This window comes from Pseudomonas huaxiensis (genome assembly GCF_003231275.1).
GTDB classification, from domain to species: domain Bacteria; phylum Pseudomonadota; class Gammaproteobacteria; order Pseudomonadales; family Pseudomonadaceae; genus Aquipseudomonas; species Aquipseudomonas huaxiensis.
Genome location: NZ_QKVL01000003.1, coordinates 107,755 through 125,584, shown reverse-complemented (window position 1 = coordinate 125,584; position 17,830 = coordinate 107,755). Strand labels below are relative to the sequence as shown.

Here is a 17,830-nt window from a genome sequence, read left to right as displayed (position 1 = left end):
ACAGACTACTGTTGAGGAGAACATCAAAAGAAAACCCTAATGTTTACCATCGTAAATAAACGCGTAAGCGCCTTTGCGGATAATTTTCACCGTCATGATGTTGCATATTTTGTAGGGAAACAGGAGCTTTACTCATGCTCGTTCTACCAGCTCGGCTGTACGCTTCGCTTGCTATGTGTCTGGTCCTAAGCGCTTGTGACCAAGAGCAGACCCAGAGCTTCACCGCCGTCGAGCCGGGTGAACAGCTATCCGCCGGTATCGGCACCGTCACCAAGTCCGACCATAACGCCTTCTCCCTGCCTTCCGCCAATCTCTCGCCAAGCCGAAGGTTGGACTTTGGCGTTGGTAACAGCTTCTTCCGTAACCCCTGGTTGATCGCCCCCTCTACTATCAGTGCCCGAGACGGCCTTGGCCCGCTGTTTAACACCAACACCTGCCAGAGCTGTCATATCAAAGATGGCCGCGGCCACCCGCCAACGTCGGACAGCGACAATGCAGTGTCGATGTTCGTGCGCCTGTCGATCCCCGCTAAGCCAGGCCAAGAAGCCCTGCTCGAACGCCATGGCGTTATCCCCGAGCCGGTCTATGGCAGCCAGTTGCAGGACGTCGCGATCCCCGGGGCCGTACCTGAAGGCAGGATACGAGTGAACTACACGAGCGAGTTAGTTACCCTCAAGGATGGCACTCGTATTGAGCTGCAGAAGCCAGAATTAGAGATCCTCCAGCTGGGCTACGGCTCCCTACATCCGGACACTCTATTCTCCGCTCGTGTGGCGCCGCCGATGATCGGCCTCGGTCTTCTCGAAGCGGTTCCTGAAGCAGCGATTCTGGTAAATGCCGACCCCGACGATCTTGATAGAGACGGTATTTCTGGCCGCCCCAACCGAGTGTGGGACCATGCCAGCCGGAGCTCCCGCCTTGGTCGTTTTGGTTGGAAGGCTGGGCAACCATCGATCAATCAGCAGAACGCTGACGCCTTTTTCAACGACCTCGGACTTTCGACCAGCCTGATCGCTGGAAGCAACTGCGGGGAAGCCCAACTGGGCTGCCTGCAACTGCCAAGCGGCGGTCAGCCGGAGGTCAGCGACCATATCCTTGCCCAAGTGCTGTTCTATACTCGCAACCTAGGCGTGCCAGTACGGCGCAAGTTCGATGATCCTCAGGTGCTGCAGGGCAAGGGACTGTTCCATGAAGCCGGCTGCCAGCGCTGCCACATTCCGAGTTTTACCACCGCGGCTAATGCCGCCGAGCCTGAGCTGGTCAGCCAGGTTATCCGCCCATATACCGACCTTCTTCTGCATGACATGGGCAAGGGGCTGGCGGACGATCGTCCCGAGTTCCTGGCGAATGGCCGTGAATGGCGGACTCCACCGTTGTGGGGGCTCGGCCTGACCGAAACGGTCAGCGGCCATACCCGCTTCCTCCATGATGGTCGTGCGCGTAGCAGCTTGGAGGCCATTCTCTGGCACGGTGGCGAGGCTGAAGGTGCACGGAAGGCAGTTATGGACTTCGACGCCGAACAGCGAGCCGCCTTACAGTCCTTTATCAATTCCTTGTAGGGCGGAAACTGTCCGGGGGTTGTTGCCGCAGGTATTCACTCAATTTCTCTTTCTTCGAGTCAGGGTGAACGCGATCTGCCGGTGAAGTGCAATCGCTGCATGCCATTTTGCCCGAAACTATGGGTAACGCTACAGAGTTCAATGGCTCGTCCTGTACGGGGTAACCTTCGCGGAACAGCGCAGCGCTTTCTCGCAGCGTTGTGTGACGCGGATGGTGGGATTTGCAAAAGCTCTGCAGTCTATAGTTGAGGTGCAACCCACTCGACGGACTGGAGACACGCTAGTCCAAACCTGGCCTGCAGTGCGGATGCAGGTCAGGTCAGGTCAGGTCAATGTATGCCGCTGGGGCACGGTTACCGCCGCGCGTATTGGTCGCTAGCTCAATGCACAGCCGATCACTGCCTTACTCTTCTAGTAGGCTGCGTAGCATCCACGCGGTCTTTTCATGAACCTCTAGACGCTGAGTAAGCAGGTCGGCGGTCGGTTGATCATCGGCAGCAGTTATTAGGGGGAAAAGCTTGCGAGCGGTGCGCGCCGTTGCTTCCTGGGCAGCAACCAGATGGCGAATCATGTCATTTGCCTTGGGCACTCCTTCTACCTCCTTGATGGAAGCCAGCTTGATGAACTCCTTATATGTTCCTGGCGCAGGGTGACCGAGGGCGCGAATACGTTCGGCGATCATGTCCAAGGCGTTCCACTGTTCTGTGTATTGCGTCATGAACATTTGATGCAGACTATTGAACTGCGGACCCGTGACATTCCAGTGAAAGTTGTGGGTCATCAAGTAGAGCGTGTAGCTATCAGCCAGCAGGCCGGACAGGCCCTTGACGATTTTTCCGCGGTCGGCAGTTTTGATGCCGATGTCCATGGTTTTTGCCTTCTTGGTAGCCATCGTTTGTGTCCTTATCAGTAGAGTCAGAATTACCCGAGAGTAGTGCCCAATACCATCATCAGTGCCAAACCGGCCATCAAGCCGATAGTTGCGGAGGTTTGATGCCCATTACGGTGAGTTTCAGGAATAACTTCATGGTACACCGCGAAGAGCATGGAACTAGCGGCTAGGCCCAGCGCTATCGGATAGGCAACCGCTAAGCCGCTGGACAAACCGACGCCTAGCAATGCACCGAGCGGTTCGAGCAAACCACCAGAAGCTGCCATCAGAAAGGCAAGACCAGGAGCAAAGCCAGCGCTGCGTAGGGTACGTGCTACGGCTAGACCTTCCGGATTGTCATGTAAAGACGATGGCTATGGTTAGAGGAAAGTCTACGCTCATACCATCTTGAGCGAAGCTGACGCCTATGGCCGTACATTCTGGTAGGTTAACCCTCGACTGCTGCGCTGTGTACATAGATTCGTCCATTAAGCTGACTGAACTCACTCAGTACCTTGGCCGACTAACACTCCGTTCACCTTTTGCCCATAAAGATTGACCCCATCATTCGCGTGAAATTTTAATCTGGTCTGCTCGACAGAGCCGGCAATCATCCTTGGGTCTTTTGGTCGTTCATGGCTGTTCATATAGGCCGCAACGTGCCACGCCTCATCTGTGGAAAGCGTTCCCCCTTTACCCAAGGGCATGTTCGACTTTATGAAGCCGGCGGCGGTATTGATTCGATGCATCCCCGCCCCCCAGTTGAATGAATCTTTACCCCATAGCGGTGGAAACACATAGTCGCCCCCGGCTTTCTGGCCTTCACCTTCATCTCCGTGGCATACAGAACACTGCCTAGCATAGATTGCCTTTCCCTTAGCGAGATCGAAACCTCCGGTAGGTTCAGGAATCTCGGGGTAAGAACGTCCAGGCAGCTCTTGCCCTGTAGGTGCGCCCGTTGCGAGCCAATATGAATATGCGGTAAGAGCAGAGATGACTTGACTGTCAGCTGGAGGCGGTTTTCCGTTCATGCTGAACTGAAAGCACCCTTGTAAGCGCTCAGCGTAGGTATTGACCTTGTCGTTCTTTTTTCGATAGGCCGGGTACACTGTGTAAGCCCCCCAAAGAGGAGCAGAGTCAGCTTTTCTTCCCCGTTCCAAATGGCAGTTGGTGCAATTTAAACCGTTTCCTACGAACTCGGATGCATTGGCTTTCGTATCTACAAAGATCGCGTGGCCTTGCTGGACTAATCGACCAAAAGCATTGTCAGGTAGCGTCACCTCCGCGGGAGGGAGAAATGTGGAGGCTTGACTCTGAGTTGGATTCGGCATTTTGGGTGGTACGGTTGATTCTATAATCTCAGTCGCACAAGCCATTGATATAATATTGAGAGTAATAAGTGCAGCGATGATGGATTTCATGGCTAGGCCTCTATTTACTGAGCTCAGCAAAATATTGGGAAACCGCCTCGACCTCGGCATCGGTGAGCGAGCGCGCAATGTGGCCCATGAGATCGTCTTGATCATTTTTTCGAGTTTTCTGCCGCCAGGCAGTAAGTTGTGATGTTAGGTATTGAGCAGATTGGCCTGAGAGCGGCGGAAAGGTGGCGCCGACTCCGATACCACTTGGACCATGGCACGCGACGCACTCGGGAATATTTCGTTCCCATGCGCCTCTCAAGGCCAGGTTTTCCCCTGGTCCTATCGCTACGTGCGCACGATTCACTAGCTTCACCGATGGACTTGGCATCTTCGCGAGCATAACTGAGAGGGCTTTTGACTCGTCTTCGCTCAATGCCTGAGCGATTGGAAGCATTATGGAATTGCTCCTCGAACCTGAGCGGAAATCAGAGATTTGCTTCGTTAAGTAATCCTCTGGTAGGCCTGCAATCCGTGGAAAACCCGCAGAGGGTAACCCCAAGCCATCCGCACCATGACAGGTTGAGCAGGCGATGGCCCCTGGATTAGACCCACCCTGGGAGAATATCTTTTGTGCGTCTGCTGCAAAAGCGGGTGTAGTAAATGAACCAGATAAAATACAAACTATTGCCCAACGCGAGATTTCCATCGACTAGCCTCATTGTTATTTTTGCATAACAGGAGTTTCGATAAATTAGGTTAGTCCTAACGTAGGTTCTCGTAGAAAAATGTCATGAATTATTTTTGGCCTCCACGAACCGATTCATGATTTTTCGCTATCAGCCAATTCTGTCGCAAAAGCAGCTCACTCTATTTTCAGCAACATTATCATTGGAGGTCGTGGCGGTTTTTTCTGCTGATAGATTACCCATCAGTAACCGTCTGGCCAACTCACCTCTCAGCACTCAGACCAGCTTAGACAATAACGAGTGGAAAACAAAGTCTTGCCCGCAGGTATACCCATTGAATAAGCCTGTATCTGACGTAGCTCATGCGGAGCTTGGCAGCGGGTCGCAATAGACGATGGCTTCATTGTATACTTCTGCTCCGCATACCCCTTGAGCTACAGGAACATCAGCATGACTGTACTCCAAACGATCTACTGGCAGCCTACGCCTCCTATGTTGATGCGGACCACTTCACCTCTCGCCGAGAAAGAGTCGTAGAAGAGCATGACCACCATAGCGACCATATTTAGAGCATTTCTAGACTACACCCGCTGAAAACTGAAGCGATGAATCCAGACCAAAGGGAAAGCCTGGAAAGAGAAAACCCCCGTTGATACGGGGGTTTAAGATTTGTGTCAATCTATGTTTTCGCGTGACAAACTTTATTGTTTAGTGTCGATCTATATTGTTCAAAACCAATCGCTACATCCAGCCCGGGAGGTTCTACATCCAAAGTGGAGCTTTACTACGGCTTCCTGGTCAGCAAGTGGCTGACTGCGCGGCCAAATATTCAATACGTGGTGAGTCCTGGCGTCAACGATGTCGACAATGCCTGGATTGCCGGTTAGAAGTTTGAAACTACGTTGTAGTGCAAGATGTGCCAGGTTTGGCGCTGGGCCTAGTTTCTTTGCCTGCGTGAGTTATGAGAGCCAATACTAGTTCAGTCGGGAGGACGGACCCAGGCCGTACAATATGCTCTGCTTAACAGCTGCGTCACAGCATGGATTGGCACGATGCAGAGCAGGTAAATAGAGAGCAGCCATTGTATCGCTCTCTTGAGATAGATCCTGCTGGGCCGTAAAATAATCCGAGAGTGAGGTCGGGTCTTGACCGGAGATCTATCAGGTATCTATTTCTGCAAAGTCCACTAATCTTGATTGAGTAGTTTGGAGTTTTTCAGTTTTTCAGCAATGTACGTAGCGTTTATCTCTTCTTGCGCTATGAGGATTTCTATTGCTCGAGCACGACTGATTTCATGTTGTTCGCATATTTTGTCTAAACTTCGAATGGCCTTGTCGGAAAGTATAAAGTTGTACTGAGACTTTCCTAATAGGTTGCTTCTGTATTTTTGCTGGCTCCATCGTGCTTTAATTTTAGTAAGGTAGAGCTCCCTTTGTTCGTTGATGATAAAGTTTTCATCAAAATATATTAAAAGGTCTTCATAGTCTTCAAACGGGGGGCGTGAGAGATTGAGTTGAGTGTTCTTTGTAAGCCATTCCCACGCGAGCAAGATTTTTTGGTTGTCGTCTTTAAACCATCTGAAAGGTTTGTCAGTGTTTTTTTGTGATCTCCACAGTTCCTCTATGTTTTTTAGTTCAATACGCTTGTAGGTGATGTCGGCTTCCCAGCAGTCTGCGATGTAATACAGCCTGTCTATTCCATGTAGGTTTTTTGGGATCATGAATGGAATAAGTCCTGAAGCGCTAAGTAATCGATTACTTACCCATGAGATTTGGCGTTTGCCCTCATGTATCCACTTGAAGTGATCCTGATGAAGTAGTTTTGCCGCTTCCTGTTGTTTCAAAGTCTCAGCGATGTGTGGGTTTAAGCTCAAGCACTCTGCGATTATGTTGCGCATCTCTCGCGGCGCTCTGTCGAGGGGGCCAATATTGAGTCCGTATTCTTGGAGGCGTTTCCATAGCCAAATATCCCTGCGGTCATTGACTAAATTGTCTCCCCAGAGCTGAGAAAGATTATCATTGATTCTGACGGCCATTTTATAAGTCTTCTAGAAAAAATTCAGTAGATTTATAGCACAAACATAGAGATTTTGCATGAGTTTTATAGTGTTTAGCTAGAGTATTTATAGTAGATGTTTTTTGATGATGGGGCCGAAATTATGCGGTGTTTAAGGCATCAGCACCATGGACTTCGCCCAACTGAGCACCCGTGAACAAGCCGCTGAAGTGCTGCTGGGCCTGAACCGCCTTGAGGTCAACAAGGGGCGGCTGCCGAAAGGTCTTCAAAAATCCGTCAACGCCGCCGCCCATTGCAAGGAAGGGTCGCTTCTTACCATGCCCGTTCTCTAGCCTCTGAGTGGTTCATTGACTCGCCAGTAGACAGGAGTTTCGTGGCCCTCAGTAAAGTTCTACTGACCTTGCCAATCCTCTGGACGAATACAGGAGATGCGTTCATGAGGATAATTCGATTGAAAGAGGTCATGGATCTAACTGGCCTTGCTAGATCTACGATTTACAAGTTTATTTCGGGAGATTCATTTCCCAAACCTATTTCCTTGGGGGACCGTTGTGTAGGTTGGCTGGAAAGTGAAGTTCACGATTGGATACTAAGTAAAGTTAAAGAGCGGGATCAGTTGGTGAAGAATGATGCTTGAGGAACTGCTGCGTTTGCCTTTGTGAATTTCACTGGCTCGGTTCTAGTTAACACCATGAAGGAACTTATTCTTCATGGTGTTTTTCCAGAGTTGTTGTTTCTCTGTAATGTATCTTTTTTAACAGGGTTTGTGGGTGTTTTATCTAGTGTCGTGCCGTCAGAAAGTTTCGGTATTGGTATTATGCTTATACAGTATCTCTATTGTGAGTTTGGCTTGTCTGTACTGGTTAGGTGTAGGGGTGTAGGGGTGTGTCGGAGGGAAGGTAGGCACTCTAAGCAGAGCAGTACTGTGCTCTAAATTCTTAGGTGTAAGTAAAAATGTACTAGCGGGCCTGACTATATGAAACTAAATACTCGGAGCTCAATCATGGCTAGATATCCAGGCAACACGAACTTAACCCTTCATTACGAAGGTTCTTATCAAGGCCTGACCGTGCAAGTGGATAAGGGACCCTTCATCCAAGAGTACCTAAACCGTCTTCATCAGACGGTATCTCGAGCGCTTAATCAGTACCCTCGTGTGTTCGCATTCAGGTTTGACCTGCGGCTACCAGCTAACAATCAATTGCCCGATTACGCTTTCACGAACGAAGTTATTGACCGCTTCATCGAATCCTTTAAAGCCAAAATCAAGCACAATCGCCAAATGGCGAAACTTGTGAATAAGTACGCTCACGACACCAAGGTGCGTTACGTCTGGGCTAGGGAACAAGGGCAGCATGCGCGACCACATCATCACTTTGCGATCTTGCTGAACTACGATGCATTCAATGCGCTGGGTAAGCTCGAATCAGGCAGAGACAACATGTTTAATCGCTTGGAAGGAGCGTGGGCAAGCGCTTTAGGGTTATCAGTAGAGGCTGTCAGGGGATTGGTCGAGATTCCACAAAATCCTTACTATCACTTGTATCGCGACGAGATAGCCGGACAGGCAGCCTTCTTCCATCGTGCGAGCTACCTGTGTAAGTCGAGCACGAAGGTTTTTGGGGATGGTTCCCATGGTTTCGGGTGCAGCAGAACCTGAGCGCAACGCTGAATCACGACAAAAAAATAGAAGGACACCGTGCCGACGACCACCCTGGCAATGCCAAAGGCGGTCCATCGGACGGTGTGTACATTGGAGTTAAAGGTAACCTCGTTCAGCCAGCGATACGCAGCCTTCATGACCTACAACGATGTGATCCAACGTCTGGGTGCCAATCATGCTGAGGGCGTTCTTGAGCGCCTGGGTTAGCGTGCGATCAGCTTGGCTGGGTTCAGGGTCGCCGGATGGATGGTTATGTACCAAAATCACCGCTGCCGCATTGTGCTCCAACGCAATCTTGACCACTTCTTGCGGGTAGACTCTGGCGCCATCCAGTGTGCCTCTGAATAGCTCTCTGAAGGCAATCACTCGATGTTTGCTGTCGAGCAGTAGTAGCGCAAAGACCTCGTGCTCGTGGTACTGCAGCAGTGTTTGCAGGTGGCTAAAAACCTGCTTTGGCTCCGTTAATGCCCGGCCTTTAGACAGACGGCTCATTGCCAATTGTTGTGCCATCTGCAGGATGTCAGCCTCGGTAACCGGGGATTCCATGACATAGGTACCGATTGTTTCACCGGCTATCAGCTTGTGATATTTCATTCGGGTATTCCTGAGCGAATAGGGAAGAACGCAGAAGAGTTGATGGCTACTGAACCGAAGACCTGCTTTTGTGCTGCGAGGCTCGCGATTCCAGCTTCTGGGCAAGTGAGGGTTTGGCAGGCGCTGCCGGTGGAGGGGGGTTGAGTTCTATACGGCTGGGCTGATCTTCAATGACAGGGAAGAACTCCTCGACGATGGCACCTGTGTCCTCCACGGTGTCCTCAAAGGCCCCATTGTTAAAACCCTGCCGTGCCGCTTGATCCAAGGCGCTCTGGTCAAAGCCTGCGGCTTGACGGGTCTCCTCCAATTGCTTGGCTGCAAGTAAGGCATCTTCCATGCCCAGACCGCTGCGTACCGTGATGTCTACGTAGAAAATCGGTACACCGTGGCTTTGGCGAGTGGACTTACCGCGAAGACGCAACTCCAGCGGCAGGCAGGCCAGTCGATCGCCGGAGATGGCTTGCAGATAGTGCAGTCGCGCTGCCAGGGTGCGGATGCTGTTGTAGCCTGTGGTGCGAAAGACAAAGCTGCCAAGTGGATCGTCATCGCCAATCACAACGTTGAGCCGGCCGTAAGGTTTGCAGGCATTGCCTTGAGCCAGTGAACAGCCATCCGGTGAAAGGCAGGGCAACGACTGAATACCATCCTTGGTCAGACGCTTGCAGGTCTCACCATTGCCGACGCACAGCGGCCGGCCAGTATTACGGTCGAACAGGCTGTAGTCAGCCCGAAAGTTGAGGTCCGGCTCGTTGAACAGCAGCCGGATCGGAATGCTGCGCAGCTTGCCGTCCTTGCCATTGCGCAGTTCTTCGTTAAGGGGATGCAGCAACCAGCCGTCACGGTTATGTAATTGGGAGGTGAGGGTAAATTGATCGTCCTTTTCTGGCAGATGCTTACCGTTCTTTTCGACGACTTTGCCGATGGAAATTCGGCCTAAAACCGGCGGTGTGATGGCTAAACCTTTGAGCATGGGAGTTCTCCTGTCACTGAAATAAAAACGCCACCGAGACCGCGTGAGCGACCAGGGTGGCATTGAAGGGAAAGGGCACGGGGATAAGGGAGGAGCGAACGATCGTTTAAGCCAGCAGAAAACGTCGACTACCGGCTTTGGTGGTCGAGTAGCGAACTTGCAGATGAGGCTTTTCTTTTAGCAGGCGGGGGATATCCAGAGCCAAGCTGTCTTTGGCTTTCTTCCACGTGATGCTGCCGGTTGCGAAGGTCGCCCGACTGGCATCGCCTATGGCCTGTTGCAGTGTTTGCTTAAGTTGAGCTTCCTGCGCCTCCTGCAGAGCAATCGACTTGCGGACGTTCTGCAGCTCGGTAAAGGCCGTGCAGAGCAGTGTGTCCTGGCTAAAGTCTAGGGTTTGTCCATTGTCGTGCGGATACAGACAGCGCAAAGCTTGCTCCGCTGAGGCCGAACCGTCTGCCGGCGGTGGGGTGTCACTGACGACGTAATCCCAGAAGAGCCGTTCCAGGTCGATCAGCCGAGCTATCAGTGACTCATCGCGCTCAATGCGATGGATTTCCAGGTGCTGACCTCCGAGCAGTACCGCCACATCCGCCGCCTGCTTGCCAGTCACGGCCAACTGGTGAATGACCTGCAACTGCACATACTCGGGCACGCCTTCTTTCCAGAGACGTGCGCCGTTTATGCCGGCGGTTTTGCATTCGAGAATCTGCACTTCTGACGCACCGATAACCTCACGGTCGATATTGGCCAGCATCCAGGCCAGTTTGGGATCAGGATGCTGCAGAACCGCATTGACCCGGCGGACCCGATGACCGCTGCGCCGGGTGTAATGGGATGCGACAATCGGCTCCAGGATGTTGCCCCAGTACGCGGGGCTTTCCTCATCCTGCGGATCGAGCATGGTTAGTAAGGTGTCACGCCCGGTTTTTTCCATCCACAGTTCCAGCTGTGATTTATAAGGGTTCAGGCCCACAGCGGCGGCGGCATCTGAACTGCCGATGCCTTGCTTGCGCACGGTCAACCAGTCCTCACGCGGCAGTTGTTTGGTGCCGACCAAGCGTAAGGCAGGACTGGGTTTAGTTCTGAGATGTAGTAGGGATTGAGAGCTCATAATCATTTCCTTGAGGCATAAAAACGCCCAACCAGCACGAAGCTGATCAGGCGTTTAGGGAGTGGAAGAACAGAATGGGGAAGGGGTTTATGAGGACAGTGAAAACTAGGCCTAAGCTGCAAGTTGTAGCGCCGCCTCCAGCGCCCGTTGCTTGAGCTGTGCTCCTTGCCCGAACCAGGCAGAGTCCATACGGTACTCGATGCTTCTCGCACGGCGTTCGTGGTCGACGTACTCCGTCACGGCGTTGAGCAGGCCCCAGGCGGTTCCTTGAGCTGACTCCAGGGTTGACCCGCGGCCCTGACCTTCATACAGGCATTGCACCTTGCGTAGCGCCCGCTCGTTGGGAAGTACTGCCGGTCGTGGCATGTTCGGATTGGCATCACACAGCACGTTCATGAAGAATCCCATGGCTTCATGCCACTGAACTTTGCGTTCAGATAGCATTCGCATCCGGTGCATGAAGTTGTCCCATTGCGAGACGGCGATACCGAGTTGCTTTTTAACTGCCTGTGGATCGAAACGCGTGCTGTGCGGCACCTTGATCGCTTTGGCCGAACCGTCCAGCGCAATAGTCAACGTGTTATTGCAAACTACCCGCACAGTTGTAGGTGTGGCCGTGGTAGCCAAGGTACCGTCACAGGAGGTGGCCAGCAGGAGATAACCATTGACCTGATCGTTGCCTCTCAAGGTCGTACCTTGGCCAGTGCGGGCCAGCGCCCAAAACTTGCGACCGCCTTTGAGTACGCCGGCCGTTTCCAGCTCGAAGCCCGATACTTCAGTGAGGTCCCGATAGAACTCCAAGACCTCGCGCGGCTGCACGACCTGGTAGCGCTGAGAAACCACGGACAACGGGGCCTTAGTATCGGAGCGGTAGAGAACCTTCTGGTCAGGGAAGGTGTGAATTGAGCCAAGTGCACCGATGCTATCGGATTTGAAATGCACCGGGCTGTCCTGGATCTTCCAGTCCATACCCGCTTCGCGCTGCCAGATTTCGATGGGTTGTTTCGGAGAAAGACGACTACCCAGACCGTGCCAGGGAGTTGCGCCAACATAAGCCATTTGTTCAATGAGATGAGCCATGGGAATAGGTCCTTTCACAAAAGGGGCGCCCCTGTTTGCATGAGAAACAGGGGCTGACTCGATGAGTTAGCGATTAGCGCTGAAGCTGTAACCGCACTCTAGGCATTGATAGTTATTCAGTACCTTGTCATCGATCTGTTCACCGAGCGTGGCCCCGGCGATACCGCCAGCGACCCCTCCAAACAACCCCCCTAAAATCGCCCCAGCGACGCTCCCGATTGCGATGCCTATTGGGCCTCCGGCGACACCTAAAACAGCTCCAGCTTCAGCGCCGGACAGAGCGCCAGCTGTACCACTAGCGGCGCCGCCTGCGGCACCGATCAAACCGCCTGCTTGTTTGCCGATATTTTTCGTGACGATGCGTCCAGAGTTACAACTTGGGCAAGGGCTATACATACGCAGATCCTCTCAAATGATGAGCGTGCTAAGCGAAGTGCAGGCACGCCAAAATCCCAACTGCAGTCGATACAGGTGGGCGTTCATAGAGGTGATATAGGTCTGAAATATTTTTGATTATCCACGGGCGCATAGCCAATGGTCATGACACTCGAGCCGGAGGGAGTATGAGGCAAACCCAGCCTACAACTGACCGCCTATCGGGTCTCTCGGACCAGAAATCCATTGATAGCGCCCAGCTTTACGACAGTAAAGACTCAGGCTAAGGTGCTGGCATAAGGGCAAGATTTTCTAGCATTTGTCCATAAGAAGTTCTTGGCTTCGCCGTAGTGAAACTACAGCCCTCCCATCCAGAATTTGTTGTGCCCCGAAAAATGCGCCGAGCGAGGTACTGTCATTGATCGCCAGCGGAATTGGCGATTGACGCATCGATGTGAGCGTGTCGGTCGTCCTGAAAATCCAAACCCATGGTCTGCGGGTATTGGATTTTAGTTTGCTGAGCTGAAACGACGACGGTACTCCGTCGGCGTCAGGCCAACGACCCTTCGGAATCGCGACCGGAAGGTCACCGCAGACCCGAATCCGGAAAGAAGTGCCGTTTGATCAATCGACGTCTCGCTCTCCTCAAGCAATGCACGCGCTCGATCAATACGGGCGGTGAGAAGCCACTGTAGAGGTGTAGTCCCGGTCTGTTCTTGAAATCGCCGAGCGAAGGTGCGAGAGCTCATGTTGGCACGCGCCGCAAGATTGTCGACCGTGTGCGAACTGTTCAGATTGTCCCGTATCCATTCGATCAAGGGCATTAAGCTCGTTGAAGAGCCTGGAAGCTCCTGACGAATGAACTGGGCCTGACCACCGTCACGGTACAGTGGCGCGACCGCTAGACGGGCAGTGTTTGCCGCAACAGTCTGACCAAAATCGCGTCGCACGAGATGCAAACACATATCTAATCCTGCTGACGCGCCGGCCGAAGTCACGATGCTTCCTTCATCGACGAACAGAACGTTAGGTTCTACTTGTATCTCTGGGTGAAGCTTGGCCAAGTCCTCGGCGAAACGCCAATGGGTGGTAGCGCGTTTTCCATCAAGAAGACCGCTCGCGGCAAGGATAAAAGCCCCCGTGCAGATTGAAGCCAATCGTGCACCACGAACATATGCCTCGCGAAGGGCGATTCTTACTGCCTCTGGAACCTCTCCAAACGGGTCTTCACACCCTGGAACGACGATAGTGTGGGCTAGCTCAAGACGGTCGAGGCCGTACCGCACCTGCATATCAAAACCAGCAGACCGAATTGTCCGCTCGGGTGCGCACACCTCAACCTCGTATGCGTTGCTGCCATCGACCTGAGAAGCCAAAGCGAAAACCTGATAGGCGATACCAAAGTCCAACGGCACCACGTCATTCAATACCAGAACCGCAATTTTATGCACGGCGTTGACCCCCGCTCTCAAAATCAAATAACTGGCAGAAAACGATCGCTTGATGTCATTTAAGCCACTCACGTGTAGCGTCTAGCAGGAATACTCTTTCGTCAACTACGACGAGAGGAGACGGTAATGTCTGATGAGCTGAGCAATAAGATTCAAGACCGACAACTGCAGATTGGCATGGTAATTTTTCCTGGTTTCACTCTGCAGGACTTGGCTGGCCCACAGACGGCGTTCGGCCTTCATGCCAAAACTCACATCATCTGGAAGACGCTGGAGCCCGTTCCCACGGATATGGGCGTCACCCTGAACCCCACGATCACGATTGATGACGTTCCAGATAACCTAGACGTGCTGTTTGTCGCAGGTGGCGGAGGAACCCCTGAAATCATGAAGGACCGGGAGTTGCTCGATTTTATTGCTCGCGCAGGACAGACTGCCACCTATGTAACTGCCGTATGCACAGGCTCTGTACTTCTTGCTATGGCGGGACTATTGGAGGGCTACCGTGCAGCAACCTACTGGCCTTTCTACGAACCCCTCATCGCACTGGGTATTGAACCGAGCTACGAACGGGTATGCGTCGACAGGAACCGAATCACAGGTGGCGGTGTAACGGCAGGTATCGACTTTGCGCTGAAGGTCATCGCCGAGCTTAAAGGCCAGGATGCGGCAGAGTTTACGCAGCTGGTGCTCGAGTACGACCCGCAGCCGACAATGAACTCGGGGAATCCACGTACCGCGCGGCCGGAGATCGTCGCACAGATAAAGGGTCTGTGGGGGCGAACTGACGAGGCTGTGAGAGTCGCGAGTGAGCATATGAAGCGTCGAGCGCAGTTATCAAAACTAGCTCCCGCGTGATCGTTGCTCTGTAACGTTGTTCTCGGCGGACCTTGGTCAGTCATTTCTGCGCCATGCCGCGGGGTCGCTCTAGGGGCAGGTCCTGAGCAGTAGTCATCGCCAAACAAAAAGCCCCTGCACTCCTACACGCAGGGGACTTGCCGTGGGAGTACCTGAAAATTGGGGGCTCGCGCAGCTAGATCTGAATGCATCGATCCTACGCCAGGGAGCGAGCACTCGTTTTAATAACCATTGTGGTGATCGCAGTACGTGGTGCTGAGCGGCTCTAAAACTTGCACATTTCACTAAGTAGCTCTCGAGGATTCAACATGACTTCGCATATAAAACCAGTCGCCACGACTGAGTACGACGATGTAATTCAGGCTGCTCAAGCTTATATTGACGGTTATCGCTCTGGGGACATCGCTGGAATTGAGAAAGCCTTCCACGAAGACGCGATAATGTGGGGCTACACGGGCGATGAGCTGCTTCAAGGTCCAGCTGTTCCGGTATTTGCGAGTTTCTTCAAAGCACTGGGCGCTTCACCGAACACCCGCAGTCGCCTGGATATCTTGGCTATCGCACCCACAGCTGCAGTTGTCCGAGTGGACATGGAGAATGACGTTTTGGGCTCGAGCTTCCACGACTTTCTTTCGCTGCTCAAGATCGACGGTCAGTGGAAAATAATCTCGAAGATATTCCAACGATACGCCTAAGCAAGCGACGGAGCCGCATCGGATAAATTTAGCCCGTCAGATGCAAGATCCTCTTCCTCTAAGCCGATGCTAAAAGGCTTGAGCGCGCTAACCTGAGGTGCATCGCAACCAGACAAGGGTCGCGCGAGGTCACCTGAGATAAGCCAGCAATTTTTTGTTGTGTTACACGCACGAAGGTAGCTAAGGCAAAAAAACTCTTTGCCTTAGCTTCATGCCGAATCTACTCGATAAACGCGGCCAGCGAATCCGACAACGTGGCTGGCGGCGTCGCCCAGTTTAAACGCTCGTCACGGTCAGCCACTTTTATCTACTGGCGCTCATCGTTGAAACTATCGATTCATTTTGCGTCATCAGCCATATTTAAAGCTCGCGCGGTGGCCTCAACCTTGATCGATTCCTTCTCGCCCTTGGCGTTCTCTACCGTAAGATTCACAAGCACCTGGTCACCTTCTTTTACCTGTTTCACCAAGTCAATAAGCATAATGTGATAGCTGTGGGGATCCAGGATGACTGCTTTGCCAGCAGGCAAGGCGACGAACTCTACTGGTTGCATGCGCATCACGTCGTTCTTGATTGTCGACTGGTGAACTTGCACGATTTTCGCCACCGGTGACTGGGCACTGAGCAGCTTGCTGTCGCTGCTTGCAGTTATCGTCATGAACGCACCAGTCGCTTGTTGTCCTGGCACTGTCGCGCGAACCCATGCGCCCTCTATCTGCGTTTGGGCTGAAACCTGGAAAGCCAGCCCTAGTAGAGAAAATCCAAGTACGATCTGTTTAACGTGTTGATTTATATTGGTAAAATTTGGACCTGAATACATTAGCAAATCTCCATGAGTGTAATCAGATCTTCTGCACATTGTTGTGCCGAAAGTGCTTGAGAAAATCCAAGGCGTAGCGTTCCTTGGTAGTCATACACATAGCTCGTCGATGAATGAGTAAGTGTATATGTTGACCCAATCGGTACTTTCTCGTAAAACACGCCAAACTCTTTGGCTGTAGCCGCTGTTTCTTCTAGCGTTCCGTAAAGAGCGATAAATGACGGATCAAAAGTTTTTACATAGGCGTCTAGGACGGCTGGTGAATCCCGCTCGGGATCGAGCGTAATAAAGATAACCTGAAGAAAGTAGCCGTCCTTATCCATCATTTTTTTGATTTTAACTGCACGAGCCAAGGCGGTGGGGCAGACTGCCGGACATTGAGTGAATCCAAAAAAAATCATGGGCATCACGCCTCGATAGCTTGAAAGCGTTCTTACCTCGCCGTCGGTGTCTTTTAGCCGGAATGTGCGCCCAAGAATTTTATTGCTTAAGTCTTTGCCGTATTTGTACGATAGCTCACCTCGGGTATCGCATCCTGCCAGCATGCCGATACCTAGAAGTCCCATACCTGAAATCACCTTGCGGCGAGTCAACAAAACGCTCATTGATTCAAGCCTCTTTATACAAAAAACCACAAATTGGATTAGCAAGTCTTCTTCGAATTATTACTTCATACATTGATCATGTGCTGCCGATGTATAAATACATCGGTTCAGGTCGAGCTGATCACCAGTGCGATTGAATTGAGGGTGTTGTCTCTAATGCTTTTGACGGCGCCTCAACTGTAAAACGTGGTTCGTCTAACTAGGCGTTCGCGAAAAGAAGATTTAAGTTCCCCGGCCACCCAACTAGAATGACTGCTGGAAATCAGCCCGAACTACCAAGTTCTTTAGCCCCGTAATGGCGTACAGTCTTACTAGCAAGGTGCCTGGGGTAACTAGTCAGAGAGTCTGTAGGTAGATAAATCAGGACTACGCGTTTACGCCCCCGTCCACGCTTAACCCGGTGCCGGTGATGTGTTTAGCGCTTGGGCTTGCGATGAACGCGACCGCCACTGCGACATCCTTCCCAGTACCGTATCGGCCTAATGCTGAATGAGCCCTCATTGCATCGGCACCATCACCATCGGCTGGGTTCATATCAGTGTCCGTAGGTCCAGGATGCACAGTATTAACGGTGATGCCACGCGGTCCTAGCTCACGAGCAAGTCCTCGTGTAAAGGAAAGTAGGGAGGACTTGGACATGGAATAGACTGTGACCGATTCGAAGGCCACACGCTCCGCCAGACAGGAACCGATATTGATGATTCTTCCGCCCTCTCCAAGATAGGTAATGGCTGCTTGAGAAGCCAAGATCACTGCTCTAATGTTTACGGCGATGATCTGGTCTATCTGATCCAGCGGCATTGTCTCTAGCGGGCAAATAAAAGCGACGCCCGCATTGTTTACTAGTATGTCCAACCCTCCTAAAAGCCTAGCTGCCTCATGTACAGAACGCGTAGCTGCTTGGGGATCCGCACTATCGGCCTGGATAGGGAAGGCTTTAACACCCAATCCCTCAATTTCTCTGGCCAGTTCCTCCGCCGCATCCCCAGAGCGAACATAGCTGAAAGCAATATCAGCTCCTTTTTCTGCCAACTCGATAGCGATAGCTGCGCCAATACCACGTGCAGCGCCAGTGATGAATGCACGTTTGCCTGAAAGTTCTTTCATGACTGTCC

General features: G+C 52.2%; 20 protein-coding genes and 1 pseudogene. 7 read left to right on the top strand and 14 right to left on the bottom strand.

All coding sequences use genetic code 11. The features are described 5' to 3' along the window. The first annotated feature begins 134 nt into the window (after positions 1–134). Positions 135–1,559, top strand: coding sequence for a di-heme oxidoreductase family protein (locus tag DM374_RS05465; protein WP_110968962.1), 1,425 nt, complete (start codon positions 135–137; stop codon positions 1,557–1,559). Between the two features lie 403 nt (positions 1,560–1,962). Here the strand turns inward: DM374_RS05465 and DM374_RS05460 are convergent, their stop codons facing one another. The 4 genes and pseudogenes from DM374_RS05460 to DM374_RS05445 all read right to left on the bottom strand — a co-directional run bounded on the left by DM374_RS05460 (position 1,963) and on the right by DM374_RS05445 (position 4,497). After that, on the bottom strand, positions 1,963–2,451 hold the full coding sequence (locus DM374_RS05460) for a Dps family protein (RefSeq protein WP_110968961.1): 489 nt from the start codon (positions 2,449–2,451) through the stop codon (positions 1,963–1,965). A 29-nt stretch (positions 2,452–2,480) separates the two neighbouring features. Then, positions 2,481–2,880 (bottom strand): annotated as a pseudogene (locus tag DM374_RS05455) (ZIP family metal transporter); the annotation flags it as partial. A 53-nt stretch (positions 2,881–2,933) separates the two neighbouring features. Continuing rightward, entirely contained in the window at positions 2,934–3,761 is an 828-nt protein-coding gene (locus DM374_RS05450; RefSeq protein WP_404821296.1) for a c-type cytochrome, read from the bottom strand. 100 nt (positions 3,762–3,861) lie between these two features. After that, positions 3,862–4,497: a c-type cytochrome gene (locus tag DM374_RS05445; RefSeq protein ID WP_110968959.1), complete on the bottom strand. Its 636-nt coding sequence runs from the start codon at positions 4,495–4,497 to the stop codon at positions 3,862–3,864. A 684-nt stretch (positions 4,498–5,181) separates the two neighbouring features. On the opposite strand from DM374_RS05445, the gene DM374_RS33650 reads away from it, so the two are divergent. After that, positions 5,182–5,364 carry a carbohydrate porin gene (locus tag DM374_RS33650; RefSeq protein ID WP_110968958.1) on the top strand — a complete coding sequence of 61 codons (183 nt, stop codon included), beginning with the start codon at positions 5,182–5,184 and terminating at the stop codon, positions 5,362–5,364. A gap of 299 nt (positions 5,365–5,663) precedes the next feature. On the opposite strand, the gene DM374_RS05430 is transcribed toward DM374_RS33650, so the two are convergent. Then, positions 5,664–6,512 carry a hypothetical protein gene (locus tag DM374_RS05430; RefSeq protein ID WP_110968957.1) on the bottom strand — a complete coding sequence of 283 codons (849 nt, stop codon included), beginning with the start codon at positions 6,510–6,512 and terminating at the stop codon, positions 5,664–5,666. Positions 6,513–6,660: 148 nt separating this feature from the next. Here DM374_RS05430 and DM374_RS33095 point away from each other — a divergent pair, with 148 nt between their 5' ends. From DM374_RS33095 to DM374_RS05420, 3 genes are all read left to right on the top strand, one after another. Beyond that, positions 6,661–6,825: a hypothetical protein gene (locus DM374_RS33095; RefSeq protein ID WP_157969666.1), complete on the top strand. Its 165-nt coding sequence runs from the start codon at positions 6,661–6,663 to the stop codon at positions 6,823–6,825. A gap of 104 nt (positions 6,826–6,929) precedes the next feature. Further along, positions 6,930–7,130 (top strand): helix-turn-helix transcriptional regulator, encoded by a 201-nt coding sequence (locus tag DM374_RS05425; protein ID WP_008436723.1) that lies wholly within the window; start codon positions 6,930–6,932, stop codon positions 7,128–7,130. A 366-nt stretch (positions 7,131–7,496) separates the two neighbouring features. Next, positions 7,497–8,153: a YagK/YfjJ domain-containing protein gene (locus tag DM374_RS05420; protein WP_047335636.1), complete on the top strand. Its 657-nt coding sequence runs from the start codon at positions 7,497–7,499 to the stop codon at positions 8,151–8,153. A 99-nt stretch (positions 8,154–8,252) separates the two neighbouring features. Here DM374_RS05420 and radC read toward each other — a convergent pair whose 3' ends face one another. From radC to DM374_RS05390, 6 genes are all read right to left on the bottom strand, one after another. After that, positions 8,253–8,750 carry a RadC family protein gene (gene radC / locus DM374_RS05415; RefSeq protein WP_110968956.1) on the bottom strand — a complete coding sequence of 166 codons (498 nt, stop codon included), beginning with the start codon at positions 8,748–8,750 and terminating at the stop codon, positions 8,253–8,255. A 46-nt stretch (positions 8,751–8,796) separates the two neighbouring features. Then, entirely contained in the window at positions 8,797–9,720 is a 924-nt protein-coding gene (locus DM374_RS05410) for a recombination directionality factor (protein ID WP_110968955.1), read from the bottom strand. Between the two features lie 106 nt (positions 9,721–9,826). Then, a complete protein-coding gene (locus DM374_RS05405) occupies positions 9,827–10,831 on the bottom strand; it encodes a YqaJ viral recombinase family nuclease (RefSeq protein WP_047335638.1) in 1,005 nt (334 codons plus the stop codon). Positions 10,832–10,942: 111 nt separating this feature from the next. Beyond that, the gene (locus DM374_RS05400) at positions 10,943–11,911 is read right to left on the bottom strand and encodes a DUF932 domain-containing protein (protein WP_110968954.1); all 969 of its coding nucleotides are present in this window, start codon (positions 11,909–11,911) and stop codon (positions 10,943–10,945) included. Between the two features lie 66 nt (positions 11,912–11,977). Then, positions 11,978–12,307, bottom strand: coding sequence for a hypothetical protein (locus DM374_RS33645; RefSeq protein WP_008436736.1), 330 nt, complete (start codon positions 12,305–12,307; stop codon positions 11,978–11,980). Positions 12,308–12,795: 488 nt separating this feature from the next. Continuing rightward, a complete protein-coding gene (locus tag DM374_RS05390) occupies positions 12,796–13,809 on the bottom strand; it encodes a GlxA family transcriptional regulator (RefSeq protein ID WP_225422449.1) in 1,014 nt (337 codons plus the stop codon). 54 nt (positions 13,810–13,863) lie between these two features. Here DM374_RS05390 and DM374_RS05385 point away from each other — a divergent pair, with 54 nt between their 5' ends. Beyond that, positions 13,864–14,595 carry a DJ-1/PfpI family protein gene (locus tag DM374_RS05385; protein ID WP_025110503.1) on the top strand — a complete coding sequence of 244 codons (732 nt, stop codon included), beginning with the start codon at positions 13,864–13,866 and terminating at the stop codon, positions 14,593–14,595. Between the two features lie 308 nt (positions 14,596–14,903). Beyond that, positions 14,904–15,290 (top strand): nuclear transport factor 2 family protein, encoded by a 387-nt coding sequence (locus tag DM374_RS05380; RefSeq protein ID WP_047335640.1) that lies wholly within the window; start codon positions 14,904–14,906, stop codon positions 15,288–15,290. A gap of 337 nt (positions 15,291–15,627) precedes the next feature. Here DM374_RS05380 and DM374_RS05375 read toward each other — a convergent pair whose 3' ends face one another. The 3 genes from DM374_RS05375 to DM374_RS05365 form a co-directional block, all read right to left on the bottom strand. Next, positions 15,628–16,110, bottom strand: a complete 483-nt coding sequence (locus DM374_RS05375; protein ID WP_016973811.1) for a copper chaperone PCu(A)C — start codon at positions 16,108–16,110, stop codon at positions 15,628–15,630. After that, positions 16,110–16,715 (bottom strand): SCO family protein, encoded by a 606-nt coding sequence (locus DM374_RS05370; RefSeq protein ID WP_016973810.1) that lies wholly within the window; start codon positions 16,713–16,715, stop codon positions 16,110–16,112. The genes DM374_RS05375 and DM374_RS05370 overlap by 1 nt, the downstream gene beginning before the upstream one ends. A 366-nt stretch (positions 16,716–17,081) precedes the next feature. Continuing rightward, positions 17,082–17,822 carry an SDR family oxidoreductase gene (locus DM374_RS05365; protein ID WP_016973809.1) on the bottom strand — a complete coding sequence of 247 codons (741 nt, stop codon included), beginning with the start codon at positions 17,820–17,822 and terminating at the stop codon, positions 17,082–17,084. Positions 17,823–17,830: the final 8 nt, after the last annotated feature.